The organism is Streptomyces alanosinicus (genome assembly GCF_014650595.1).
In the GTDB taxonomy this organism is placed as follows: Bacteria; Actinomycetota; Actinomycetes; order Streptomycetales; family Streptomycetaceae; genus Streptomyces; species Streptomyces alanosinicus.
The window spans coordinates 60,023-82,949 of the sequence record NZ_BMVG01000002.1 but is presented as its reverse complement, the minus strand read 5'-3'; the positions used below and the strand labels follow the sequence as shown (position 1 = coordinate 82,949).

Below are 22,927 nucleotides of genomic sequence, written 5' to 3'. Positions count from 1 at the left end.
CGCGCTATAGGAAATACCTATGCGCAGTCGGTGATGTGGTCCTCGGGGGCACTGCGGGCGAGAGCGGCGAGGGTGGTCAGGGCCTGGGTGAGGATGTCGGGCGGCGGGGTGGCGAGGCCCAGGCGGACGGCGTTCGGGGCGTGGTGGTCGCCGACGGTGAAGGCGGCCGCCGGGACCACCGCGATGCCGTGCCGTGCGGCGGCGGCCACGAAGGTGTCGGCGCGCCAGGGGCGTGGCAGGTCCCACCAGGCGTGGAAGGAGCGCTCGTCGCTCCGTACGGCGAACCCGGCCAGGCATCGGGCCGCGATCTCCTGTCGTGCCCTCGCCTCGCGCTGCTTGGCGGCCACCAGCCTGCGTACCGTGCCGCCGCGCTGCCAGCGGTCGGCGGCCTCCAGGGCGAAGCGCAGCGGGGCCCAGCCGCCCGCGCGCAGGGCGGTGTTGACCGCGGCCGTCAGGGCGGGCGGGGTGATCGCGAAGCCCAGGGACAGGCCGGGCGCGAGGCGCTTGGAGAGGCTGTCGATCACGACGGTCCGCTCGGGGGCGTACGCGGCGAGCGGCGGCAGGTCATCGCGCAGGAACGCCCAGATCGCGTCCTCCACGGCGGGCAGCGCGAGCCGCCGCAGCACCTCGGCGAGCTGCTCGACGCGCTGCTCGGACATGGTGAGCGAGAGCGGGTTGTGCAGCCTCGGCTGGACGTAGACGGCGTGCAGCGGGGCGGCCGCGTGGGCCTCCGCCAGCGCCTGCGGGACCAGGCCGTCCGCGTCCATGGCCAGGGGTACGAGGACGATGCCGAGCCGCGTGGCTGCCGCCTTGACCAGCGGATATGTCAGCTCCTCGACGCCGAGGCGGCCGCCCGGCGGCACCAGGGCGGCGACGGCGGCCGTCAGGGCCTGCCGGCCGTTGCCGGTGAACAGGATCCGCTCGGGGTCGGGGGCCCAGCCGCCGCGGGCGAGCAGGCCGGCGGCCGACTCCTGTACGGCGGGCAGCCCGGCCGCGCCGACCGGCCGCAGCGCCTGCCCGAGGGCGTCGGGGCGCAGCAGCCCGCCGAGCCCCTCGGCGAGCAGCGCGCTCTGCTCGGGTACGGAGGGGTAGTTCAGCTCCAGGTCGATCCGGCCGGCCGCCGGCTCGGTGAGCGCGGGGGCCGGGTCGGCGGGGGCCGCGCGCACGAAGGTGCCGCGGCCCACCTCCCCCACCGTCAGACCGCGGCGGGCCAGTTCGCGGTAGACGCGGGCGGCGGTGGAGCCGGCGATGCCGTGCCGCCGGGCGAACGCGCGCTGCGGGGGCAGACGGTCGCCGGGGCGCAGGGCGCCGGACCTGATCTCCTCGGCCACCGTGTCGGCGACGCTCCGGTAGTCCTTCACGGCACGCCATCCCACCACAGCATTGCACCGAGCGCAATCTTTTGATTGCACCGAGTCATTGCCCTGTCCTAGGGTCGGGGCATTGCACCGAGAACAGCAGCGGGGGGACTTCATGGTGGAAGCGAGCGGGATCCTCGGCGTGGCCGTGGTGGCACTCGGCATGGTGCTCACCCCGGGGCCGAACATGATCTATCTGGTCTCCCGCAGCATCACACAGGGCAGGCGGGCCGGGCTGACCTCCCTCGGCGGGGTCGCCCTCGGCTTCCTGGTGTACCTGTGCGCCGCGAACCTCGGTCTGTCGGTCGTCTTCACCGCCGTACCGGAGCTGTATCTCACCGTGAAGCTGGCCGGCGCCGGCTATCTCGCGTACCTCGCCTGGAAGGCGCTGAAGCCGGGCGGCATCTCGGTGTTCGCCCCCAGGGAGGTGCCGCCCGACTCGCCGCGCAGGCTGTTCACGATGGGCCTGACGACGAGTCTGCTCAACCCGAAGATCGCCATCATGTACGTCTCCCTGATCCCCCAGTTCATCGATCTGCACCGGGGCCATGTCCTGCTCCAGGGGCTCGTCCTCGGCTCGGTGCAGGTCGTGATCAGCGTGACGGTGAACTTCGTCATCGTGCTCGCCGCTGGCACCATCGCGGTCTTCCTCGCCCGCCGTCCCTCCTGGCTGAAGACACAGCGCTATCTGATGGGCACGGTCCTCGGCGCCCTCGCGCTCTCCCTCGCGGCCGACACCTCCGGCCCTGCCTAGGGCACGCCCAGGGCCTGTCGGCCTGGAGCCGCTCTCGAGGATCGTGACGAGGCCGTCAGGATTCGAGAAGCGCGGGCCCGACCACCCCGGCTAGCGTGACCGCCATGGACCGCACCGCATCGCACGCAGCCGACAGCCATGACCTGATCCGGGTGCACGGCGCCCGCGAGAACAACCTCAAGGACGTCAGCGTCGAACTGCCCAAGCGGCGGCTGACGGTGTTCACCGGCGTGTCCGGCTCGGGCAAGAGCTCGCTGGTGTTCGACACCATCGCCGCGGAGTCACAGCGGCTGATCAACGAGACCTACAGCGCGTTCGTCCAGGGCTTCATGCCGAACCTGGCCCGGCCCGAGGTCGACGTGCTCGACGGGATCACGACCGCGATCATCGTGGACCAGCAGCGGATGGGCGCCGACCCGCGCTCCACCGTGGGCACCGCCACCGACGCCAACGCGATGCTCCGCATCCTCTTCAGCCGGCTCGGCACACCGCACATCGGCTCGCCCAAGGCGTTCTCCTTCAACGTCGCCTCGATCAGCGGCGCCGGCGCGGTCACCGTCGAGCGCGGCGGGCAGCAGGTGAAGGAGCGGCGCAGCTTCAGCATCACCGGCGGGATGTGCCCGCGCTGCGAGGGCCGGGGCGCGGTCACCGACCTCGACCTCACCCAGCTCTTCGACGACTCCCTGTCCCTCAACGAGGGCGCGCTCACCGTCCCCGGCTACAAGCCCGGCGGCTGGAACTACCGCCTGTACACCGAGTCCGGCCTGGTCGACCCCGACAAGCCGATCCGCGGGTACACCGAGCGGGAACTGCGGGACTTCCTGTACCGCGAGCCGACCCGGATGAAGATCGCGGGGATCAACATGACCTACGAGGGTCTGATCCCGCGGATCCAGAAGTCGATGCTCGCCAAGGACAAGGAGGGCATGCAGCCGCACATCCGGGCGTTCGTGGACCGCGCGGTCACCTTCACCGTCTGCCCGGACTGCGCGGGCACCCGGCTCACCGAGGCGGCCCGGTCCTCGAAGATCGAGGGCGTCAGCATCGCCGACGCGTGCGCGATGCAGATCAGCGACCTGGCCGGGTGGGTGCGGTCCCTGGCCGAGCCGTCGGTGGCGCCGCTGCTCGCCTCGCTGCGGCACACCCTCGACTCGTTCGTGGAGATCGGCCTCGGCTATCTCTCCCTCGACCGGCCGGCCGGCACGCTCTCGGGCGGCGAGGCCCAGCGCGTGAAGATGATCCGCCACCTCGGCTCCTCGCTCACCGATGTGACGTACGTCTTCGACGAGCCCACCATCGGGCTGCACCCGCACGACATCCAGCGCATGAACGAACTGCTGCTGCGGCTGCGCGACAAGGGCAACACCGTGCTGGTCGTGGAGCACAAGCCGGAGGCGATCGCGATCGCCGACCATGTCGTCGACCTCGGTCCCGGCGCCGGTACGGCGGGCGGCGGCGTCTGCTTCGAGGGCACCGTCGAGGGCCTGCGGGCCAGCGGCACGCTCACCGGACGGCATCTGGACGACCGGGCCGCCGTGAAGGACACGGTGCGCAAGCCGACGGGCGCCCTGGAGATCCGCGGCGCGAGGACGCACAACCTGCGTGACGTGGACGTCGACATCCCGCTCGGCGTGCTGTGTGTCGTCACCGGGGTCGCCGGCTCCGGCAAGAGTTCCCTCGTACACGGCTCGGTCCCGGCCGGCGCGGACGTGGTCCGCGTCGACCAGGCCCCGATCCGCGGCTCGCGGCGCAGCAACCCGGCGACGTACACCGGTCTGCTGGAGCCGATCCGCAAGGCCTTCGCCAAGGCCAACGGGGTCAAGCCGGCCCTGTTCAGTGCCAACTCCGAGGGCGCGTGCCCGACGTGCAACGGCGCGGGGGTCATCTACACCGACCTGGCGATGATGGCCGGTGTCGCCACGACCTGCGAGGAGTGCGAGGGCAAGCGGTTCGAGGCGTCGGTGCTGGAGTACACGCTCGGCGGGCGGGACATCGCCGAGGTGCTGGCGATGTCGGTGACCGAGGCCGAGGAGTTCTTCGCCGGGGGCGACGCGCACCTCCCGGCCGCCCACAAGATCCTTCAGCGGATGGCCGCCGTGGGCCTCGGGTATCTCACCCTCGGCCAGCCGCTGACGACGCTGTCCGGCGGCGAGCGGCAGCGGCTGAAGCTGGCCACGCACATGGCCGACAAGGGGGGTGTCTACGTCCTGGACGAGCCGACGACGGGTCTTCATCTGGCCGACGTGGAACACCTGTTGGGCCTGCTCGACCGGCTGGTCGACGCCGGGAAGTCGGTCATCGTGGTCGAGCACCACCAGGCCGTCATGGCCCACGCGGACTGGATCATCGACCTCGGTCCGGGGGCCGGGCACGACGGGGGGCGGGTGGTGTTCGAGGGGACACCGGCGGAGTTGGTCGCGGCGAGGGCCACGCTGACCGGGGAGCACCTGGCGACGTACGTGGGAGCGTGAGGGCGGGGCGGCGCCGTCGAGCCGGGAACGGCGCCGCCGGCGCTCAGCCCTCGAAACCCGCCGCCGCCAGGATCTCGTCGATCCGCTCCCGATGCTCCTTCTCCCAGTCGGCCAGGGTCTGGCCCGCCTCCTTGGCGAGCTGGGCCCGGGCCCGCCGCAGGATCTCCGCCGAGCGTGCCGCGGGTACGGCGACCACGCCCTCCTCGTCCGCGACGATCATGTCCCCGGCCGCCACCCGGACACCCCCGCAGCGCACGGGCTCGTTCAGCGGCCGTACGGCCTTCTTGGCGCCGGGGACCGGGATGACGCCGCGGGCGAAGACGGGAAAGGCGCACTCGCGGATCTCGGCGAGATCGCGGACCACGCCGTCGGCGACGAACGCCGCCACTCCCCTGACCTGGGCGACCGCGCACATGTTGCCGCCGGCCAGCGCGTAGTCGAGATCGCCGGACTCGACCACGACGACCGAGCCGGGCGCGGCCCGGTGGACGGCCGCGTGCAGCATGAGATTGTCGCCGGGCGGGCAGCTGACGGTGAACGCCGGTCCGGCGACGCGCGGTACGGGCCCCCACAGGGGCCGGATCCCGATGTCCATGACCTGCTCGCGGCCGAGCAGATCGGCGAGCGTGGTGGTGGACACCGCCTGGAAGGCAGCGGACTTCTCGGTGTCGGTCATGGGCCGCACGCTACCGCCGTCAGAACGGCAACGGGCGGGCATGGACGACGTCCAGACGGGACACCGCCCGGGTCAGGACCACATACAGCCGGTGCGCTCCGCGCCGCTCCGCCTCGGCGACGGCGGCCGGTTCCACGGCCACGACATGGTCGTACTCCAGGCCCTTGACCATGCTCGCGGGGACCACGGTCAGGCGGGCGCCCAGCACGTCCGGGCCGGCCGGACCGAGGCCGGCCGCGTGCAGCGCCGCACGCACCCCGGCCACGTCGGCGTCCGCCGCCACGACGCCGACGGAGCCCTCGTGGGTGAGGGCCTCGCGTACGGCGGTGACGGTCGCGGCGGGTACGTCGTCGGTCGGGCGGAGCGTCAACTCGCCGTCCGTGCGCAGGGATTCGGCGGGCGGGATGGCCACCCCCAGGCGGGGCAGCAGCCGGTTGGACAGCTCCATGACGGCCGCCGGCACCCGGAAACCGGTGGTCAGCGGCACCACCGCCGCGTCCGGCCGGCCCAGGTGGCGCAGTTGGGCCGGCCAGTCGCGGGCGGCCCACGGGGTCGTGCCCTGGGCGAGGTCGCCGAGGACGGTCAGCGAGCCGAAGGCGGCCCGGCGGGCGATCGCCCGGCACTCCATCGGCGAGAGGTCCTGTGCCTCGTCCACGACGATGTGCCCGTAGCCCTCGGGGTGTTCGATCAGCCCGCCCAGTTCGTCCAGCAGGACCAGGTCGGCGGCCGACCAGCGGGCCGACCTGTACGAGCGCGGCGGGCGGGACCGGAGCAGCGCCGCCTGTTCGCCGGCGTCCAGCAGGCCGTCGGCGGCCCGGGACAACACCGCGCTGTCGGTGAGGAGTCGGTGCAGCACCTCCTCGGGGCGGACCCTGGGCCAGACCGTGTCGAGGTGGGCGGTGAGCGGCCGGGCCCGTTCGATGCGGCGCACCCAGGCGGCGGGCAGCACCCCGGAGCGCCGTTCGGCCTTCTCGCGCAGCCGCCGCACCAGCCGGGTGCGCACCCGCTCGCGGCCGACGGCGTACGGCGGCTGTTCCGCGCGCACCTCGGCGACGACGGCGGCCAGTTCGGCGGCGGGGACCCGCCAGCGGTAGGAGCCGTCCGGTACGGCGAGGTCGCGCACGCCGTCGGTGGTGACATGGGCGTACAGCGCCCGGCGCAGCACCTCGGCCATCCGGGCGTCGTGCTTGAGCACGGCGGTCTCCACCGGGTCGCCGCCGGTGGCCGGGTGGCGGGCGATCTCCTCCAGCAGGGTGGCCTGGCGTACGCCCGTCTCGCCGAGCGAGGGCAGTACCTCGGCGATGTAGTGCAGGAAGGTGCGGTTGGGGCCGAGGATCAGCAGGCCGGCGCGCTGGAGCCGTTTGGGGTGGGTGTAGAGCAGATACGCGGCGCGGTGCAGGCCGACGGCGGTCTTGCCGGTGCCGGGAGCGCCCTGGACGCAGACCGAGTCGGCGAGGGCGGCGCGGACCAGGTCGTCCTGCTCGGGCTGGATGGTGGCGGCGATGTCCCGCATGGGTCCGACGCGGGGCCGTTCGATCTCGCGGGCCACGATGTCGCTGGTCCGTGCCTCGCCCCGGCCGAGGTGCTCGTCCTCCAGGCCGGTGAGGTCGGCGCGGTCGCCGCTGCTGCCGGGCGCCCAGCCGAACCGGCGCCGTACCTCCACACCCTGTGGATCGCGGGCGCTCGCCTGGTAGAAGGCGCGGGAGACGGGGGCCCGCCAGTCGACCACGAGGGGCGGGGCGGCCGCGTCCTCGGTGATCCGGAGCCGGCCCACGTGGTAGTGCTGCCCGCCGTGCCGCGGGTCGGCCTCGGCGAAGTCCAGCCGGCCGAAGAACAGCGGGCCGGGCGGGAGTTCGCGCATCGCCTTGGCCCGGCTGCGCAGCCGGTGGCCGAGGACCTCGGCGTCGGCTCCGGAGGCGGAGACGTCCTCGCCGATGACGACCTGCTCGGCGGCACCCTCGATCATCGCGGCGAGGGCGGCACGGCAGCGGTCGTGGTGGGCGCGTTCGGTGCGCAGGGTGCCGACGAGGGCGGGGTCGATGGACGTCATGACGGCAGCGTACGCCATAACGTTACTGAGTTAAATTTTTAACCCAATCTCATTTGCTGGGTCGGTCTCACCGGCGGATTCCCAGATCGGGAAGCCCCTGCGCCAGCCGCCCGAAGGCCCGCTCGGCGGCCCGTACCGCGTCCGACCGCACCTCCTCCACACCCTCCCCCGCCGCGATCCGCCGCCAGTTCTCCAGCGCGAGGATGCGCTGTACGGCGATGATCTGCCCGGCGGCCAGCCGTGCGTCCAGATCCCCGCCGAGCGCCTCGGCGAGCGCCGCCTCGGACCGCTCCTGATGCCGGTACGCCCGCGCCACCAGGGACGGAGTGCCGTAGAGCAGGGCGTGGAAGGCGAGCACCTGCGGATGGTCGTTGAGCCCGGTGACCGGGTCGCGGCGCTCCAGGCCGGCCAGGAAGTGCCGGCGCAGCGCGTCCACCGGGTCGGCCCGGCCGGCGACCACCCGGGCGGCCTCCGCCTCGTGGTCCGCGATCCGGTGCAGGACCAGGTCCTCCTTGGCCGGGAAGTACCGGAAGAGGGTCGGCTTGGAGATCCCGGCCGCCGCCGCGACCTCGGCCACGGACACCGCGTCGAAGCCCCGCTCCAGGAACAGCCGCACCGCGATGTCCGACACGTCCTGATACATCTGCTGCTTCTTGCGCTCGCGCAGCCCCATCTCACCCATGCGAAGGAGCCTACGCAGCGCCGCCCGGACGGGTGGGCCAGGCCAGGGCGCGGGTGAGGTACGGGTCGGCGCCGTGCCGGGACGACAGCCCCAGGGCGGCGACGGCCGCCGCCAGGGTCATCGCGTAGGAGTCCACCGCGCGGCGGACGTTGGGCGCGTCCAGGCTCGCGCCGGTGACCAGGCGGTCGAGGTCGACGTAGGCGGAGCGGACGATCTCGGTCCACCGGTACACCCGCCAGTCCCGCTGCCAGTTCTCGGTGCACCGGGCGGGCAGCCGGCTCTCCCAGCGGCGGAACATCCGGTCGCGGATCTCCGGCCGGGTCGGGGTCAGATGCATGTGCCGGACCAGCTCGTACAGCGGGTCGCCGACCACGGCCAGCTCCCAGTCGATGAGGGTGAGCGCCAGGTGGTCGTCACGGCGCACCAGGTTCCAGGGGTTGAGGTCCCCGTGCAGCAGGGCCGGGGCGCGGTCGGTGACCTCGTGCCGGGCGAGGATCTCGCGCAGCCTGGGCGCGTCGGGCAGACCGAGGAAGCGGGCCGCCTGCTGGGACTGCCTGGGCAGCGCGGCCACCAGTGCCACCAGCTGCTCGCACAGCCAGCTGTGGAAACCGGGGCGGCCGGCCACCGGGTCGACCAGGGTGTAGTCGACCCCGGTGAGCGCGGCCAGCTGGTCGACCAGGCCGTCCGCCTCGTGCGGGAGCAGCCCGTTCACCGGGTGCTCGGGGCGCCGGCGGACGTCGGGCGGGCCCTCGTAGGTGTGGATGGCGAAGCGGTCCCCCAAGTAGCCGCGGATGCCCGAGGGGTCCGTCGAGTGGCTCTCGCCCAGCGCCAGCACCCGCGGCGCGGCCACCGCCGCCCCGGACCGCTCGATCGCCCGGAGCACGCCGTGCTCGCTGAGGAAGCTGCGCTCGCGCCGGGTGACATGCACGACCTTGCGGCGCACGACGACCGGGAACGGGGTGCCGGGGACCTCAAGGACCGAGTTGAGGTGCGCGGTGCCCTTGAACACCCGGTGCGCCGGGGCCGCACCCTCCAGGACCAGCGCGTCGGCGACGGCCGAGTGGGGGAAGCGCGGGTGCTCCGGCACCCGCCGGTCCGGCTGCCAGTCGATGCCGAACGCGACCGGACCCGGACCCGGCAGCGGCCCGGCACCGGAGCCGGTCGCCCCGGCCCCGGCCCCGGTCCCAAGCTCGGCGGCCGTCCCGGCATCAGGTCCCACCGACGCCCGCCAGCGGAACAGGATCCGCTCGATCTCCTCCCGCCCCGGCACCCGGACCAGCCCGAGCGGTTCCGCCGCCGCCGACACGGCCCGGTGCACCCACGCCGTCGCCTCGTCCAGGCGCTGGTGGTCGAAGGACTCCGCCAGCGACTGCGCGGCCCGCATCACATCGGGGAACACGGACTGCGCCCGTTCGAAGGCGACGTAGTGCCGCAGATCCCGGCCCACGCCGTTGACCGCGGCGGGCCGCACCGCGTCCATGGCGCGCGCCCACGCCGTGACGACCTCGTCCCACTGGTGGTCCGGGTAGTGCATCCGGACCAGATGGACGGCGAGGTCGTGCAGCGGGTCGCCGTAGGTGGCCAGCTCCCAGTCGACCCGGATCAGCGGCGCGTCCCCGCCGTACGGCACGATCACGTTGTCCCGGTGCAGATCGGCGTGGAGCAGGCTGTAGGGCCGGCGCGACAGGGACGGGACCCGGTCGGCCAGCCGGATCAGGGCGTCCTCGGGAATGCCGAGGGCCGCGAACAGGCCGCCGAAACGGCACCAGTTGGGCTCGCGGATCTGCAGATCGGCCAGGCGGGCCAGGGTCCGCAGGAACCCCTGGCTGTCGGTGTGGTTGCGCGGCCACAGGGCCGGCAGGGGCGGCAGCGCGGCACGGCGCACCTGAGCCGTCCCGGCGAGCAGGTCCGCGAGCGCCCCGACCAGCGGGGCGTCGACCGGTTCGCCGGCCCGGCAGACGCCGGAGAGCGCTTCGCCCTCCACATAGCTGTGGACGGCGAAGCCGGCACCCTCGACCAGGCATTCGGGCACGTGGGGCAGCACACCCCCCAGCGCCCGCAGGATCTCCGGCTCGCTCGGCCAGGTGCGGATCACCACGGGCAGGACGGCCGGGCGCGGCAGCCGTACGGTCACCCGGGTGCCCGGCGCCCGGCCGAGCAGCCCGGCCAGGGGCTCGGTGAGCGCCAGCACATAGTTCTGGTTGTGGAAACCGCTGTTGCTGCGCCCCCGTGCGACGGCCTCCGCCAGGAAGGCCCGGCACACGGCGTCGGGCACGGCCCGGCCGGTATGTCTCCCGGCCGGGTCGCGGGGGACGGATGGTGCGCCCACGGGCCGCTCCGGGGTTCGATCGCACTGCGCTGGAGGGGGACGAAGGGGGAAGGGGCGGAACGAGCAGCCCGACGGGTGGTCTGCCACTCGCCCGCGCCGAGCCGGCAGAGGCTGGCTCGTACGCCATCTCCTGCGCGAAGACCCGGCCGGTCGCTCAGCGGGTTGGCCGGATGCTATCCCATGGCACTCGCCGCGGGCTCGACCGTCCGCACGGGAGCGTCGGGCCTTTGCCGGGGCGGGCGGAGGCGAGGGCGGGCGAAGGCGAGGGCGGGCGAAGGCGAGGCGTCCGCGAGGCCGTCCCTCAGAGCTGCCCGAGCCACCGTCAGAAGCCGCGCAGTATCCGAAGCAACGGCTCCAGCGAGGCGATCACATGCGCGGCTCCGGCCTCCCGCATGAGCTTGTCCTTGCGTTCGTTACGCGCGTAGCCGAGAAACGGCACGCCGGCCTCCTTCGCGGCGGCGAGGTCGGAGCCGGAGTCGCCGATCATCAGGGCCGCCGAGGGGGCGCAGCCCATCGCGGTGAGGGCCCGGTTGAGACAGTGCGGGTGGGGCTTGAGGAGATGCAGGTCGGCCGTGCGGCCGTAGATATGGGACGCGAAGCAGGGGGTGAGGCCGCGGCTGTCCAGATAGGCGCGGACCACCTTCGGGGAGTTGTTGGTGGTGATGGCGAGCCGCGCGCCGACCGCGGTCCAGGTGCGGATCAGCGGATCGGCGTAGGGGGTCGGCAACGCGGAGCCGGCGGCGCGCAGTTCCTCCTGGGTGAGACGTTCCTCCAGCTCGGTCACGAGATCGCTGCCTGGGTGGCGCAGATCCACGGCGCGCAGCACCACCTGCGGGTCCACCAGCTCGCGTTCGGCGTCGCTGAGGAGATTGCGCAGCCCGTGCCCGGCCAGCCAGTCCACGAGCCCGGCGGCGATCCGTTCCGCCGTGTGCCGCGCGAACAGACGGCAGATCGGCCCGTCGAAGTCCCACAGCACCACCCGGGCAGGTTCGATCAGATTTCGCAGCTTCTCGATCTCATTCGCGGTCTGTTCGGTCTGAGTCGTCGCATCAGAAGTCACTAGGAGAGTGTCAGGTCCGTCGTGATGGTTTCCCAGAGGGCGTCGAACCACTTCTGCGATTGCTCCACGAACGCCGCGTCCCGCTGCCCCGCCCGCTGCTCGAAGGAGAACAGCAGCGACTCGGAGCCCAGGGTGTCCCACATCTCCAGTGTCCCGCTGTCGGTCGGCTCCTCGCGGCGCGTGATCATGTAGTGCGCGAACAGCGCCTCGGCTCCGTTGAGCAGATACAGCTTCACCGGCGGGGTGAACGGCAGCGCCCGGAAGGTGACCTGGACGTCGATGCCGTGCGTGCCGCGCAGCGCCTGGAGGTTGTACTGGAGCACCTGGCCCTGGGCGTTGCGCATGGCCAGCCAGCGCTGGTGGACGGCGTCGTCCTCCTCGCTCCCGGCGTCGACCGAGACCGGGAAGGCGAGGTTGATGTCACGGGAGGGCAGCAGGACCCGGGCGTCGATCCGCTCGGGGCGCAGCCGGCCCTCGTGGACCAGGCGCAGCGACTCGCCGAGCGCGGGGATCAGGCTCTGCGCGGTCAGACAGACGGCGTCGATGCGTACGTGCCGGGCGGAGAAGGCCTCGGTCAGCCGGGGCGCGAGGGCCACCATGGTCGGCTGTGGTTCGTCCCGGACGGGCGGCGGCTCGGCGACCCGGGGCGGGCTGCCCTTGCTGACATCGCTGAGCAGCCCGTCCTGCTGGAGCGCGCGCAACGCCTGGCGTACGGCGCCCCGCTCGACGGCGAACTCCTCGGCCAGCTCGGCCTGCGTCGGCAATCGCTCGCCGGGCCGCAGCGCACCGGTGCGGATGCGTTCGCGGAGGCTGTCGGCGATCTCCGAAGGCGTGAACCGTCTGCTGCCGTTCACTGCCACATGCTCCTGAGTCACGACCAAACGCTACAACTCACATCCATCTATGGGGAGTTGGTTGCCAACTTTTCAGACCTTGGGGTGCCTGCCCGGGCGACCGAGCGGCTACGGGCTGAGCAGCAGCTCCGAACTGATCGTCTCCCACAGCGCGTCGAACCACCGTCGCGACTGCTCCACGAACGCCGCGTCCCGCTGTCCTGCCCGCCGCTCGAAGGCGAACAGCATCGAGCGCGTGCCGTCGGCGTCGTACAGCTCCAGATGCTCGTGCTCGATCTCCCGCTCGCGGCGCAGCAGCGTGTAGTAGGCGAACAGCGCCTCCGAGCCGTTGAGCAGATACAGCTTCACCGGCGGAGTGAACGGCAGGGCGCGGAAGGAGACCCGTACGTCGACACCGTGTGTCGCGTACAGGGCGAGCAGATTCTGCCGCAGCACCATGCCCTGCGCATTGCGCTGGGCCAGCCAGCGCCGGTGCAGCAGACCCCCGTCGTCGGCGGCCACCGCGGCCGGGAAGGCGAGGGGGATGTCCCGGCTGGGCAGCAGCACCCGGACGTCGATCTTGGCCGGTTTCAACCGCCCCGCATGGATCTGCCGGAGCGGTTCGCCGACGGCCAGGGTGAGCGAGACCGAGGTCAGACAGAGCGCGTCGATCCGCACGTGCGAGGCGGCGAAGGCCTCGGCGATACGGGGCGCGAGCCCGGCCACCGTGGGCTGCGGCGGCGCCGCCGGTCCGCCCGGCGGCCGCACTGGCACGGGCACCGGCGCCACGGTGGCCGGGCTGCCTTTGGCGGCGCCGGTGAGCAGGTGCTCCGAGCGCAGGATGTGCAGCGCCTGGCGTACGACCCCGCGCTCCACGCCGAACTCGTCGGCCAGCTCGGCCTGCGTGGGCATGCGCTGTCCCCGCCGCAGCACACCGGACGTGATCCGGCAGCGCAGTTCGTCGGCGATGTCCTGATGGGACGGGCGAGGTCGCCTGGACCTCGTCCGTCCACCGGCGGAGGCGTGCTCCGGGTCCACGGACAAACACTACAACTTCCCGCCAACTTCCGGCAGTTCACGGATAGCTGGTTATGAGCCGCTTCCCCAGGAGATAAGTACAGTGAAGTTGGCTACCAACTTGCATGACATGGTCAAGCTTCCCAGTGGTTGGTCGGCCGGGCTCCCTTCCGGAGGGGAGCCGGGAGCCCGGACAGGGGACGGCCACCGAAGCGCACAGACACAACTGAACACGACATCGCACAGTCACAACTGAACACGGCACAGCGCAGCCACAACTGAACAGTCAGCTACGGATGAACGGTCAACACGTCGCCGGCGGAAGGAGACCTCAGAAGATGTCCGGGCACCACGGCTGCCCGGACGAGCGGAACAGGGCGTCGGCCTGCCGGGCGGCGCCCTCTCGTTCTTCCCGGATCCGGCCGAGCGTCGCGAGCCGCAGCGGCGACTCCCCACCGAGCCAGATCGAGCCCAACTCCCCTACGGCCAGGGTGAGATCGGGGCTCTCGACATCCGCCGGCACACAGGACGCCCCCTCGGGAGAGGCCTCCAGCCGGAACCGCCCCCCGGCCAGTCCGCCCTCGTCCACGACGTCCAGGACCAGCGTGCCCACGGCGTCGTACGTCCGCGCCTCCAGGGCCCGTACGACATCCAGGATCCGCACCCACAGCCAGTCCGCGTGCCCGGTGATCCGGGCCGCGCGCGGGTCGGGCAGGTAGTACGGAAGCAGGTCGTCGGGGGCCCGGAAGCCGCTGTCGACCTTGGTGATCCAGTCGATCGAGCACAGGTAGTGCCACAGGGCGCGCTCGGCCGCCGGCGTGGTGGCGATGAGCTTGCGCACGCCGGCCGTCTGGTCCGGCTGCTTGCCGTTCCAGGTGTCGTCCGACCGGTACGCCACCAGGCCCTGGACCTCGCCGTCGGCCGCGCGATGGACGGCGTAGAACGGCTCGGTCCAGTCGGCGCGGAAGCGGACGGCCCCGGTGTTCATCCGCCACCACAGCTCGCCCCGGCTGACCACGCCGGGCCGGGCGCGACGGAACCGCTCGAACAGCTCGGGGCCCAGCTCGCGGACGTCCTCGCCGTCCACCAGATCGATCCGGCCGCCGTCCTCGGGGCCGGACCAGCGTGGATCCAGGCCCGCCCGGGGCACCTCGACGGTCCACTGTGTCGACCAGGTGGCCGGGCCGAAGCCGTAGCGGCCGTAGATCGGGTATTCGGCGGCGATCAGCGTGGCGACGACGTCACCGCGCTCCTTCGCCGCCGCGAGGTCCTGCCGCATCATGCGGGTCAGCAGGCCACGGCGGCGGTGGGTGGGGCTGACGGTGACGTTCGAGATCGCGTCCGCGGGGACGAGACCGCCGCCGACCGCGGTCAGCTCCTGCGCGAAGGAGCGGAACGTGGCCACGCACCGCCCGCCGTCGAAAGCACCGAGCAGCCGTCCCGGCACGAACTGCGTCCGGCGGGCGTCGAGTTGCTCGGGAGTCAGCACCGGCGGCTCCAGGAACCCCGTGGCCAGGGCGCGGTGCCAGTCCTCGAAATCGGCCTCGGTGACGATCCGGACGTCGCTCATCCGCCCACGGTAGGCGGACCGGCGCTCGCCTGTCCCCTCGTTTTCCGCGCTCAGATCAGCAGGTCGTCCACCTGGGCCTCGCCCACCCGGTAGCGGCGGGCGATCTCCGCGCTGGAGTCGTCGGCGGTGCGCTGCAGATGCTGGCGGCGCCGGGAGACCTCCTGCTCGTACCGGACCAACCGCCCCATCGCACTGGTCAGTTCGAGATCCGTACGGGCCTGCAGATCGCTCAGCTCGACCTCGGCGAGCATCTCGGCGGCCAGCTGCCGGTACTCCTCGTTGTGCGGGGTGCCGAGCGTGACATGGCGGGCCGAGGAGCGGTGCCGGGCCGGGGCGTCCTTGAGGATCTCCGGGAGCCGGTCGACCACCGAGCCGTCCGCGGGCGCCGGCACGGAGGTCCGGCCGCGCCGGCACAGCTCCGCCCGCAGGATGTCGATCCGGCCCTGCAGCAGGCGCCGTACATAACTGAGGTCCGCCTCGTCGCGCTGGGCGTCGCGGCGCAGGGTGCGCAGCTCGGGCAGGCTCAGCAGGGCCAGATCGGGCTCGGGCGGCTCCGGTGGCAGCGTCGCGCCCGCCGGAGTGTCGGCGCGCTGGACCGGCGCCCGGTACGTCCCCTGCGCCCCCAGCCACCCACTGGTACTCGGTGTGCTCATGTGCGTGAAACCGTCCCCTCGACCGGCGTGTGGAAGCATCGTGCCACCACAACTGGCCGCTATGTGACCGAGTGCCCCCGAACAGCCCCAGATGGGGGGTAAGGATCTATATTGGACCCCCTGTGACCGCGCGCCGGGCACCCGGCATGATGGTCCGCATGCGTGCGGTGGTGCAAAGAGTGGATGGCGCGAGCGTCGTCGTGGACGGCGAGACGGTCGGCGCGATCGAGGGCGAGGGGCTGTGTGTCCTGGTCGGGGTGACGCACGAGGACACCAAGGAGAAGGCGGCGCAGCTGGCCCGCAAGCTCTGGTCGATCCGCATGCTCCAGGACGAGCGGTCGTGCAGCGACATCAACGCCCCGCTGCTGGTCATCAGCCAGTTCACCCTCTACGGCGACGCCCGCAAGGGCCGCCGCCCGACCTGGAACGCGGCGGCCCCGGGCGACATCGCCGAACCACTGGTCGACGAGGTGGTGGCCCAGCTGCGCTCCCTCGGCGCAACGGTGGCCACGGGCCGCTTCGGCGCCCAGATGCGGGTGTCCCTGACCAACGACGGCCCGTTCACGGTGCTGCTGGAGATGTAGCGGCGGGTGGCCGGGGGGACTTCGCTTGCCCGCGCATGCGGGGTGCCGCGATGAAACTACGCTGACCGCAACCCCTTAGGGGCGCGGGACTGTATCGATATGCGGCTCCGCCGCGTGGGCGCGACCAGCCCCCACCGGCCCGCGGCCGCACGACTACGGCTCGACCACGACCTCCTGCGCCGCCGCCGTCTCTCCGGCCAGGAGCCTCGCAGAGACCGGCACGTTCCTCTTCACCAGCGCCAACGCCACCGGCCCCAGCTCATGGTGGCGAACCGACGTCGTCACGAAACCGATCTTGCGGCCGTCCGGGCCCTCGTCCGCGACGCGGATCTCGGTTCCCGCCGTCGGCAGATGCACCTCGCTGCCGTCCAGGTGGAGGAAGACCAGCCGGCGGGGCGGCTTGCCCAGGTTCTGGACGCGGGCGACCGTCTCCTGGCCCCGGTAGCAGCCCTTCTGCAGATGCACCGCCGTACCGATCCAGCCCAGCTCGTGCGGGATCGTGCGATGGTCGGTCTCGAAGCCGAGCCGGGGCCGGTGGTGCTCGACGCGCAGCGCCTCGTAGGCGAGCAGGCCCGCGGCCGGGCCGTGCGTGGCCGCGAAGGACTCCAGGTCCGCGCGGGGCAGGAACAGATCACGGCCGTACGCCGTCTCGCGTACGACGGCGCCCCGCGGCACCTCGGCGATGGACCCGGCGGGCAGCTGGACCACCGCGAAGTCGGCCGTCCGGTCGGCGACCTCCACCCGGTAGAAGAACTTCATCGACTCCAGATACGCGATCAACGCGTCCTGCGTATCGGGCTCCACATGCGCCCAGACCGTCGTACCGTCGTCCACCAGATACAGCGCGTGCTCGATATGTCCGTGCGCGGACAGGATCAGCGCCTCGGTCGCCTCACCGACCGGCAGATCGCTGACGTGCTGGGTGAGCAGCAGATGCAGCCAGCTCAGCCGGTCCGCACCGGTGACCGTGACGACACCGCGGTGCGACAGGTCGACGAAACCGGTGCCGTCGGCGAGGGCGCGCTGCTCGCGGAACAGGTCGCCGTAGTGGGCGGCGACGCCTTCGTCCACACCCTCGGCGGGGACGGCGCCGGGCAGCGACAGCAGGGGGCTCTTCATATCGCCAGCCTACGACGTGGTAGTTGAACTCTTCAGCGAGCAGTCCCTGCACCGGCCGAAGATCGCGAAATGCTTCATGTCCGTGTCGAAGCCGAACTGCGCGCGCAGCTTCGCCGTGAACTCGGCGGCGACCGACACATCGGCCTCGATCACGTTCTCGCAGTCACGGCACACCAGGTGCAGATGGTGGTGGCGGTCGGCGAGGTGATAGGTCGGCGCGCCGTGCCCGAGATGGGCGTGGCTGACCAGGCCCAGCTCCTCCAGCAGCTCCAGCGTGCGGTAGACCGTGGAGATATTGACCCCCGACGCCGTCTTCCGCACTTCCACGAGGATGTCGTCGGGGGTCGCATGCTCAAGGGTGTCCACGGCTTCGAGGACAAGCTGTCGCTGCGGCGTCAGCCGGTAGCCGCGCTGTCTGAGGTCGCTCTTCCAGTCGGTGCTCACCACACCGGAAAGTCTAGGTCCGACCGGCCGCTCACGGCATCGCCCGGCCCACCCAGCCCCCGGTGAGGTTCTGCACGGCCGAACCGTCGAGGTCGGTGAGCTTGGTGCCGACGAAGTCACGGGCCCAGTCGGAGGTCTGCGTCCGCAGCGGCGGACGCTCGGCGGTGAGCGCCTCGATGATCGGCGCGGCGGCGTCGGCGGGGCTCTGCGCGCCGCTGAAGGAGGTCTGTGCGCGCTCGATGTACGACTGGAGCGCCGGGGCGTACGGTCCGGCGGCGGCCAGCAGTGCCGGGACGTCGAGGCTGACGTTGGCCACGAACTCGCTCGCGACCGCGCCCGGCTCGACCATGGTGACGGCCACCCCGACGGTCGCGGCGACCGGGGCGAGGGACTCCATGAAGCCCTCGACGGCGAACTTGGCCGCGCAGTACGCCTCGTTGAAGGGCTGGCCGACCACTCCGCCGACGCTGGTGACGGTGATCAGACGGCCCCGCCGGGCGCGCAGGTGCGGCAGCGCGGCCCGGGTGACCTGGACGACGCCGAAGAAGTTGACCTCCATCGCGGCCCGGACGTCGTCCACGGTGCCCTGCTCGATGGTGCCGACATGGCCGGCGCCGGCGTTGTTGACGACCGCGTCGAGCCGGCCGTACGCGGCGATCACCTCGTCGAGACAGGCGGTGACCGACCCGGGGTCGACCACGTCCAGGCGCCCCACCCGCACCCGCTCCGCCACCCCGGCGTCGGCGGCGGCCCTGCGCAGCGGCTCGGCCTTGCCCGGGTCCCGCATGGTGGCGACGACCCGCCACCCCGCGCGGGCGGCGGCCACGGCGGCGGCCAGCCCGATGCCGGAGGAGGTCCCGGTGATCACAACGGTCCTGTCACTCATGACGTCGCTCATGGAATTACCTCTCGGGGAATCTGGCGGCACCACCCTCGCCGCGCGCGTCGACGAGGCCCTGCTGTGCGCCCATGACCTGCCGCTGTCGTGGTTCGAGGTGATGCTCTGGCTGCACGGGCAGAGCGAACCGGTCGCCGCCTCCGACCCCGGCGCGAAGACGCTGCTCAGCCGCAGCCAGGTCTCCCGGGTGATCAACTCGCTCAAGTCCCGGGGCCTGGTGACCCGCGTGGTCTCCCCCACCGACGCCCGCTCGGTGCACATCGCCCTCAGCGAGGCCGGCCGCAGCGCCTTCGCCGAGGCGGACGCCACCCGCCGGGCGGCCCTGGCCGAGGTCTTCGACGACCGCCTCGACGAGCGGGACATCGAAGACCTGGAGCGGGTCTGCCAGAAACTGAAGCGAAGGGCCTGAGGCCTACTTCGAAGGGCCTGAGGCCTACTTGAAGAAGGCGATGCCGTCGTCGGGCATGTCGTCGGGCAGGGCCTTGGCCCAGCGCTCGACGTCCTCCGGGGTGACGACCTTCTTCAGCTGCGCCGACATATAGGGCCGCAGCTCGACGTCCGGGGTCTGCTTCTCGCCGACCCACATCAGGTCGCTCTTGACGTAGCCGTAGAGCCGCTTGCCACCGCTGTACGGCTGCGAGCCGGCGATCCGGGCGACGGCGTCCGTGGCCAGGTCGATCTGCGGCTTCTTCTCGGCCATCTCGCCGTACCAGATCTCGATGACACCGTCGTCGCGGGTCATCGTCACCTCGACCTTGCGGTCGGCGTCGATCCGCCAGTAACCGGACTCCGACTCCAGCGGGCGGACCTTGTTGCCGTCCTTGTCCAGCACCCAGGTGTGCGAGTGGTACTCCAGGAAGTCCCGGCCGTCGTGGGTGAAACTGACCTCCTGGCCGAAGTTGCACTTCTCGGAGCCGGGGAAGTCATGGACGCCGGCACCGGCCCAGTTGCCGAGCAGGAAGGCCAGCGGAACCAGGTCCTTGTGGAGGTCGGACGGGATCTCGATCATGAGGAAGCTTTCCTAAACAATTGGGTCAGCGCTGGCCCTGGTACAGCTTCTTCACGGTCAGACCGGCGAAGGCGAGCACGCCGACGCAGACCAGGACCAGCAGGGTTTCGAAGAACGTCTCCACGGGTGCTCCTTGAGCGAGGGTGGGCATACGACAGAGCCGGGGCCCAGCTTACGCGGCCGGGAGCGAGGCCTCTTGGCGAGGTGCGCCGTCCGGCTGGGGCTACCCTTCCGGCATGGCGAAGAAGCTCGTGATCAAGGTGACGGCCGGGGCCGATGCGCCCGAGCGCTGCTCGCAGGCGTTCACCGTGGCGGCGGTGGCCGTGGCCAGCGGGGTCGAGGTGTCGCTGTGGCTGACCGGGGAGTCGTCCTGGTTCGCGCTGCCGGGGCGGGCCGCCGAGTTCGAGTTGCCGCACGCCGCCCCGCTGCCGGATCTGATCGAGTCGATCCTCGCCGCGGGCCGCATCACCCTGTGCACCCAGTGCGCGGCCCGGCGCGAGATCACCGAGAAGGACCTCATCGAGGGCGTACGGATCGCGGGCGCGCAGGTCTTCGTACAGGAGGCCCTGGCGGACGACGCCCAGGCCCTCGTCTACTAGGCCTTGCGTTTCTTGTACTGGGCCCTGCGTTTCTTGTCCTAGGGCCTGCGTTTCTTGCCGTCGAGTTCGTCCCACCACTCGTCCGACTGGGGGTCGCCGGACGGGTCGTCCCACCAGCGGTCCTCGGGACCACGCCGGTTCGCGATCATCGCGGCGACCGGCGGGATGACCATGGCGACGACGCACATGCCGACGGCCGCGGGAACGGACCAGATGCGCACGACTCCCCAGGCCAGGACGAACAGACCGATACAGGTCCCCATCATGGCGAAGTAGATGTGGCGCCGCCGCGCGTACATACGTACAGGGTAGGACCGCGGGCCCCTGTCACAAGTGATCCACAATCTCCGCCCGGGCCCGCCCGGCAGGGTTACCGTGGCGTAGCCGTACACCTTTTGCCGCTCCGGGGGGAAACACCACATGCGCGCCCTGCGAATAGTCCTGATCGTCGTCGTGGTCCTGGGCGGGCTGTTCGTGGCCGCGGACCGCATCGCCGTGTACGTCGCCGAGGGCCAGGCCGCCGACAAGCTGAAGTCGACGGAGAACCTGGCCTCGACGCCGGATGTGAACATCAAGGGGTTCCCGTTCCTCACCCAGCTCGCGGGCGGCTCGCTCGACGACGTCGAGGTCGGGATCAAGGGCTACGACGCCGCCACCGGGACCGCCGGCAAGACGATCCGGATCGACGATCTGGAGGCCGACATGAAGGGCGTCTCCTTCTCCGGGGACTACAGCTCGGCCACCGCGGACAGCGCCACCGGCACCGCGACGATCTCCTACGCCGAGCTGCTGAAGACGGCCAAGGCCCAACCGACCGAGGTCGCCCCGGGGATCACCGCGCGGATCGTCGGTCTCTCCGACGGCGGCCACGGCAAGATCAAGGTCATGGTGGAGGGCACGATCTCGGCCCTGGGGATCAAGCAGACGGTGCCGGTGCTCAGCTCGGTGACCGTCGAGCACGACCGGGTGCAGGTGCACGCCGACACGCTGCCCCGGCTCGGCGCCGCCGCGATCGCCGAGAACCGCATCCGTGAGATCACCGACTTCCAGCAGGCCGTCGACCAGCTGCCCGGCGGCGTCAAGCTGGACAAGGTGCAGGCCGCGCCGGACGGCGTCCAGATCTCCGTGAAGGGTTCCGACGTCAAGCTGGCGGGGTAACGGGGTAGAGCGGGGCGACGGGCTGGAAGTGGCACGCTGGACGACCTTCGTCCGACTGGCGAGACGGTGTCGTCCGTAGCGTAGATATCCCGACCCGCACAAGCGTCCGGCAGGCCATGCGAGGGCCGCCGGGCGCTTTTCTCATCCCGGTATACGGACGATCGTGTCTCGTCATGTGACACACCGGTGACACGCCCGCCCGGACGTCCCTACGATCGAGCCCATGAGGCGACAGGCGGATCTCACGAAGCGGCGGGCAGTGGACCTGTGCCGCGTTGCCGCCATGCTCTGTCGCCCCTTCTGAGCGAAAGTCCCCGACTTCCGCATTTCCCCGCTGCCCTGCTGGAAGGGCACCCGTGCGCCGTCCGCGCGCACGCTTCTCTACTTCGCACGCCCCGCCGCAACTGCCCCGGAGGAGAAAGAGCATGAGCCGCAGCGACGTCCTCGTCGACGCCGACTGGGTCCAGGACAACCTGGACAACCCGAACATCGCGATCGTGGAGGTGGACGAGGACACGTCCGCCTACGAGAAGAACCACATCAGGAACGCGATCCGTATCGACTGGACCAAGGACCTGCAGGACCCGGTCCGCCGCGACTTCATCGACCAGGCCGGCTTCGAGAAGCTGCTGTCGGCGAAGGGCATCGCCAACGACACCCTGGTGATCCTCTACGGCGGCAACAACAACTGGTTCGCGTCGTACGCCTACTGGTACTTCAAGCTCTACGGCCACGACAGCGTCAAGCTTCTCGACGGTGGCCGCAAGAAGTGGGAGCTGGACGCCCGCGAGCTGGTCGAGGAGGTCCCGGAGCGCGCCGAGACCACCTACAAGGCCAAGCCGCAGAACACCGCCATCCGCGCCTTCCGTGACGACGTCGTCGCCGCGATCGGCTCGCAGAACCTGGTCGACGTGCGCTCGCCCGACGAGTTCTCCGGCAAGCTGCTCGCCCCGGCGCACCTGCCGCAGGAGCAGTCGCAGCGCCCGGGCCACGTGCCGAGCGCGAAGAACATCCCGTGGTCGAAGAACGCCAACGACGACGGCACCTTCAAGTCGGACGACGACCTGAAGGAGCTGTACGCCCAGGAGAACGTGGACCTCGCCAAGGACACGATCGCCTACTGCCGCATCGGTGAGCGCTCGGCCCTGACCTGGTTCGTGCTGCACGAGCTGCTCGGTGTGCAGAACGTCAAGAACTACGACGGTTCCTGGACCGAGTACGGCTCCCTGGTCGGCGTGCCGATCGAGCTCGGCGCCGGCAAGTAAGACACCCCCTTCTTCAGGCTTCAGGAGAACAGCATGTGCGGAGCGAAGGCCGGCGGCCCGGACGCCTCGGCGATCAAGCCCGGTGAGACCACGATCCAGGGGCAGGTGACCCGCGACGGCGAGCCGGTGACGGGCTACGTCCGTCTGCTCGACTCGACCGGCGAGTTCACCGCCGAGGTGCCCACCTCGGCGACCGGTCAGTTCCGGTTCTACGCGGCCGAGGGCACGTGGACCCTCCGGGCGCTGGTGCCGGGCGGCTCCGCCGACCGCACGGTCGTCGTGGCGGAGAAGGGCGCACTCGCCGAGGTCGCGATCGCGGTCTGAGCCCGCGCGGGCTCAGCGGTGCGGCAGTGACGGACCGAAGGGCCGTACCCCCGGGGTTGGACACCGGTGGGGGT

24 protein-coding genes are annotated in these 22,927 nt (G+C 71.6%); 9 read left to right on the top strand and 15 right to left on the bottom strand.

Features of this window, described 5'->3' with window-relative positions; translation table 11 throughout:
• Window positions 1-17 precede the first annotated feature (17 nt).
• A complete protein-coding gene (locus IE277_RS06620; RefSeq protein WP_189950121.1) occupies window positions 18-1,361 on the bottom strand; it encodes an aminotransferase-like domain-containing protein in 1,344 nt (447 codons plus the stop codon).
• 112 nt (window positions 1,362-1,473) lie between these two features.
• Between IE277_RS06620 and IE277_RS06615 the strand changes: the two genes are divergently transcribed.
• Together IE277_RS06615 and IE277_RS06610 are read left to right on the top strand one after the other, a co-directional pair.
• The gene (locus IE277_RS06615; RefSeq protein ID WP_189949416.1) at window positions 1,474-2,112 is read left to right on the top strand and encodes a LysE family translocator; all 639 of its coding nucleotides are present in this window, start codon (window positions 1,474-1,476) and stop codon (window positions 2,110-2,112) included.
• A gap of 104 nt (window positions 2,113-2,216) precedes the next feature.
• Window positions 2,217-4,583: an ATP-binding cassette domain-containing protein gene (locus IE277_RS06610; protein WP_189949414.1), complete on the top strand. Its 2,367-nt coding sequence runs from the start codon at window positions 2,217-2,219 to the stop codon at window positions 4,581-4,583.
• 43 nt (window positions 4,584-4,626) lie between these two features.
• Here IE277_RS06610 and IE277_RS06605 read toward each other — a convergent pair whose 3' ends face one another.
• The 9 genes from IE277_RS06605 to IE277_RS06565 form a co-directional block, all read right to left on the bottom strand.
• Complete coding sequence (locus IE277_RS06605) at window positions 4,627-5,259, bottom strand: RraA family protein (RefSeq protein WP_189949412.1); 633 nt, start codon at window positions 5,257-5,259, stop codon at window positions 4,627-4,629.
• 19 nt (window positions 5,260-5,278) lie between these two features.
• Window positions 5,279-7,309: a HelD family protein gene (locus tag IE277_RS06600; RefSeq protein WP_189949410.1), complete on the bottom strand. Its 2,031-nt coding sequence runs from the start codon at window positions 7,307-7,309 to the stop codon at window positions 5,279-5,281.
• A 67-nt stretch (window positions 7,310-7,376) separates the two neighbouring features.
• Window positions 7,377-7,991, bottom strand: coding sequence for a TetR family transcriptional regulator (locus IE277_RS06595; RefSeq protein WP_189949408.1), 615 nt, complete (start codon window positions 7,989-7,991; stop codon window positions 7,377-7,379).
• A gap of 10 nt (window positions 7,992-8,001) precedes the next feature.
• Entirely contained in the window at window positions 8,002-10,320 is a 2,319-nt protein-coding gene (locus IE277_RS06590; protein WP_373310728.1) for an aminoglycoside phosphotransferase family protein, read from the bottom strand.
• Between the two features lie 322 nt (window positions 10,321-10,642).
• Window positions 10,643-11,380, bottom strand: a complete 738-nt coding sequence (locus IE277_RS06585) for an HAD family hydrolase (protein ID WP_229880860.1) — start codon at window positions 11,378-11,380, stop codon at window positions 10,643-10,645.
• Window positions 11,380-12,261, bottom strand: coding sequence for a winged helix-turn-helix domain-containing protein (locus tag IE277_RS06580; RefSeq protein WP_189949404.1), 882 nt, complete (start codon window positions 12,259-12,261; stop codon window positions 11,380-11,382). The genes IE277_RS06585 and IE277_RS06580 overlap by 1 nt, the downstream gene beginning before the upstream one ends.
• Before the next feature lie 81 nt (window positions 12,262-12,342).
• On the bottom strand, window positions 12,343-13,257 hold the full coding sequence (locus IE277_RS06575) for a winged helix-turn-helix domain-containing protein (protein ID WP_189949402.1): 915 nt from the start codon (window positions 13,255-13,257) through the stop codon (window positions 12,343-12,345).
• Between the two features lie 304 nt (window positions 13,258-13,561).
• A complete protein-coding gene (locus IE277_RS06570) occupies window positions 13,562-14,800 on the bottom strand; it encodes a GNAT family N-acetyltransferase (RefSeq protein ID WP_189949400.1) in 1,239 nt (412 codons plus the stop codon).
• 50 nt (window positions 14,801-14,850) lie between these two features.
• Entirely contained in the window at window positions 14,851-15,453 is a 603-nt protein-coding gene (locus IE277_RS06565) for an RsiG family protein (protein WP_189949398.1), read from the bottom strand.
• Window positions 15,454-15,611: 158 nt separating this feature from the next.
• On the opposite strand from IE277_RS06565, the gene dtd reads away from it, so the two are divergent.
• Window positions 15,612-16,037: a D-aminoacyl-tRNA deacylase gene (gene dtd / locus IE277_RS06560; protein WP_189949396.1), complete on the top strand. Its 426-nt coding sequence runs from the start codon at window positions 15,612-15,614 to the stop codon at window positions 16,035-16,037.
• A 153-nt stretch (window positions 16,038-16,190) separates the two neighbouring features.
• Here dtd and ygfZ read toward each other — a convergent pair whose 3' ends face one another.
• Genes ygfZ through IE277_RS06545 form a run of 3 tightly spaced genes read right to left on the bottom strand, consistent with a single transcriptional unit; the run spans window position 16,191 to window position 18,486 of the window.
• On the bottom strand, window positions 16,191-17,156 hold the full coding sequence (gene ygfZ, locus IE277_RS06555) for a CAF17-like 4Fe-4S cluster assembly/insertion protein YgfZ (protein WP_189949394.1): 966 nt from the start codon (window positions 17,154-17,156) through the stop codon (window positions 16,191-16,193).
• Between the two features lie 9 nt (window positions 17,157-17,165).
• A complete protein-coding gene (locus IE277_RS06550; RefSeq protein WP_189949392.1) occupies window positions 17,166-17,603 on the bottom strand; it encodes a Fur family transcriptional regulator in 438 nt (145 codons plus the stop codon).
• 28 nt (window positions 17,604-17,631) lie between these two features.
• Entirely contained in the window at window positions 17,632-18,486 is an 855-nt protein-coding gene (locus IE277_RS06545; RefSeq protein ID WP_189949390.1) for an SDR family oxidoreductase, read from the bottom strand.
• On the opposite strand from IE277_RS06545, the gene IE277_RS06540 reads away from it, so the two are divergent.
• Window positions 18,485-18,907, top strand: a complete 423-nt coding sequence (locus IE277_RS06540; protein ID WP_189949388.1) for a MarR family winged helix-turn-helix transcriptional regulator — start codon at window positions 18,485-18,487, stop codon at window positions 18,905-18,907. The genes IE277_RS06545 and IE277_RS06540 overlap by 2 nt on opposite strands.
• A 24-nt stretch (window positions 18,908-18,931) precedes the next feature.
• On the opposite strand, the gene IE277_RS06535 is transcribed toward IE277_RS06540, so the two are convergent.
• Complete coding sequence (locus IE277_RS06535; RefSeq protein WP_189949387.1) at window positions 18,932-19,507, bottom strand: heme-binding beta-barrel domain-containing protein; 576 nt, start codon at window positions 19,505-19,507, stop codon at window positions 18,932-18,934.
• Window positions 19,508-19,743: 236 nt separating this feature from the next.
• Here IE277_RS06535 and IE277_RS06530 point away from each other — a divergent pair, with 236 nt between their 5' ends.
• Complete coding sequence (locus IE277_RS06530) at window positions 19,744-20,106, top strand: DsrE family protein (protein WP_189949385.1); 363 nt, start codon at window positions 19,744-19,746, stop codon at window positions 20,104-20,106.
• 38 nt (window positions 20,107-20,144) lie between these two features.
• Here IE277_RS06530 and IE277_RS06525 read toward each other — a convergent pair whose 3' ends face one another.
• On the bottom strand, window positions 20,145-20,405 hold the full coding sequence (locus IE277_RS06525) for a DUF3099 domain-containing protein (protein WP_189949383.1): 261 nt from the start codon (window positions 20,403-20,405) through the stop codon (window positions 20,145-20,147).
• Window positions 20,406-20,526: 121 nt separating this feature from the next.
• Here IE277_RS06525 and IE277_RS06520 point away from each other — a divergent pair, with 121 nt between their 5' ends.
• The 4 genes from IE277_RS06520 (at window position 20,527) to IE277_RS06510 (ending at window position 22,853) form a co-directional block, all read left to right on the top strand.
• Window positions 20,527-21,264 (top strand): LmeA family phospholipid-binding protein, encoded by a 738-nt coding sequence (locus IE277_RS06520; RefSeq protein WP_189949382.1) that lies wholly within the window; start codon window positions 20,527-20,529, stop codon window positions 21,262-21,264.
• A gap of 223 nt (window positions 21,265-21,487) precedes the next feature.
• Window positions 21,488-21,568: an Ms5788A family Cys-rich leader peptide gene (locus IE277_RS49425; RefSeq protein ID WP_351055874.1), complete on the top strand. Its 81-nt coding sequence runs from the start codon at window positions 21,488-21,490 to the stop codon at window positions 21,566-21,568.
• A gap of 121 nt (window positions 21,569-21,689) precedes the next feature.
• On the top strand, window positions 21,690-22,529 hold the full coding sequence (locus IE277_RS06515) for a sulfurtransferase (RefSeq protein WP_189949380.1): 840 nt from the start codon (window positions 21,690-21,692) through the stop codon (window positions 22,527-22,529).
• A gap of 33 nt (window positions 22,530-22,562) precedes the next feature.
• Window positions 22,563-22,853: a DUF1416 domain-containing protein gene (locus tag IE277_RS06510; protein WP_189949379.1), complete on the top strand. Its 291-nt coding sequence runs from the start codon at window positions 22,563-22,565 to the stop codon at window positions 22,851-22,853.
• Window positions 22,854-22,927 lie beyond the last annotated feature (74 nt).

Excerpts from the sequence above, each read along its gene's own strand:
- IE277_RS06615 (WP_189949416.1), top strand. The coding sequence starts at position 1,474 with ATGGTGGAAGCGAGCGGGATCCTCGGCGTGGCCGTGGTGGCACTCGGC.
- IE277_RS06610 (WP_189949414.1), top strand. The coding sequence starts at position 2,217 with ATGGACCGCACCGCATCGCACGCAGCCGACAGCCATGACCTGATCCGG.
- IE277_RS06605 (WP_189949412.1), bottom strand. The coding sequence starts at position 5,259 with ATGACCGACACCGAGAAGTCCGCTGCCTTCCAGGCGGTGTCCACCACC.
- IE277_RS06600 (WP_189949410.1), bottom strand. The coding sequence starts at position 7,309 with ATGACGTCCATCGACCCCGCCCTCGTCGGCACCCTGCGCACCGAACGC.
- IE277_RS06595 (WP_189949408.1), bottom strand. The coding sequence starts at position 7,991 with ATGGGTGAGATGGGGCTGCGCGAGCGCAAGAAGCAGCAGATGTATCAG.
- IE277_RS06570 (WP_189949400.1), bottom strand. The coding sequence starts at position 14,800 with ATGAGCGACGTCCGGATCGTCACCGAGGCCGATTTCGAGGACTGGCAC.
- IE277_RS06565 (WP_189949398.1), bottom strand. The coding sequence starts at position 15,453 with ATGAGCACACCGAGTACCAGTGGGTGGCTGGGGGCGCAGGGGACGTAC.
- dtd (WP_189949396.1), top strand. The coding sequence starts at position 15,612 with ATGCGTGCGGTGGTGCAAAGAGTGGATGGCGCGAGCGTCGTCGTGGAC.
- ygfZ (WP_189949394.1), bottom strand. The coding sequence starts at position 17,156 with ATGAAGAGCCCCCTGCTGTCGCTGCCCGGCGCCGTCCCCGCCGAGGGT.
- IE277_RS06540 (WP_189949388.1), top strand. The coding sequence starts at position 18,485 with ATGACGTCGCTCATGGAATTACCTCTCGGGGAATCTGGCGGCACCACC.
- IE277_RS06545 (WP_189949390.1), bottom strand. The coding sequence starts at position 18,486 with ATGAGTGACAGGACCGTTGTGATCACCGGGACCTCCTCCGGCATCGGG.
- IE277_RS06535 (WP_189949387.1), bottom strand. The coding sequence starts at position 19,507 with ATGATCGAGATCCCGTCCGACCTCCACAAGGACCTGGTTCCGCTGGCC.
- IE277_RS06530 (WP_189949385.1), top strand. The coding sequence starts at position 19,744 with ATGGCGAAGAAGCTCGTGATCAAGGTGACGGCCGGGGCCGATGCGCCC.
- IE277_RS06525 (WP_189949383.1), bottom strand. The coding sequence starts at position 20,405 with ATGTACGCGCGGCGGCGCCACATCTACTTCGCCATGATGGGGACCTGT.
- IE277_RS06520 (WP_189949382.1), top strand. The coding sequence starts at position 20,527 with ATGCGCGCCCTGCGAATAGTCCTGATCGTCGTCGTGGTCCTGGGCGGG.
- IE277_RS49425 (WP_351055874.1), top strand. The coding sequence starts at position 21,488 with ATGAGGCGACAGGCGGATCTCACGAAGCGGCGGGCAGTGGACCTGTGC.
- IE277_RS06515 (WP_189949380.1), top strand. The coding sequence starts at position 21,690 with ATGAGCCGCAGCGACGTCCTCGTCGACGCCGACTGGGTCCAGGACAAC.
- IE277_RS06510 (WP_189949379.1), top strand. The coding sequence starts at position 22,563 with ATGTGCGGAGCGAAGGCCGGCGGCCCGGACGCCTCGGCGATCAAGCCC.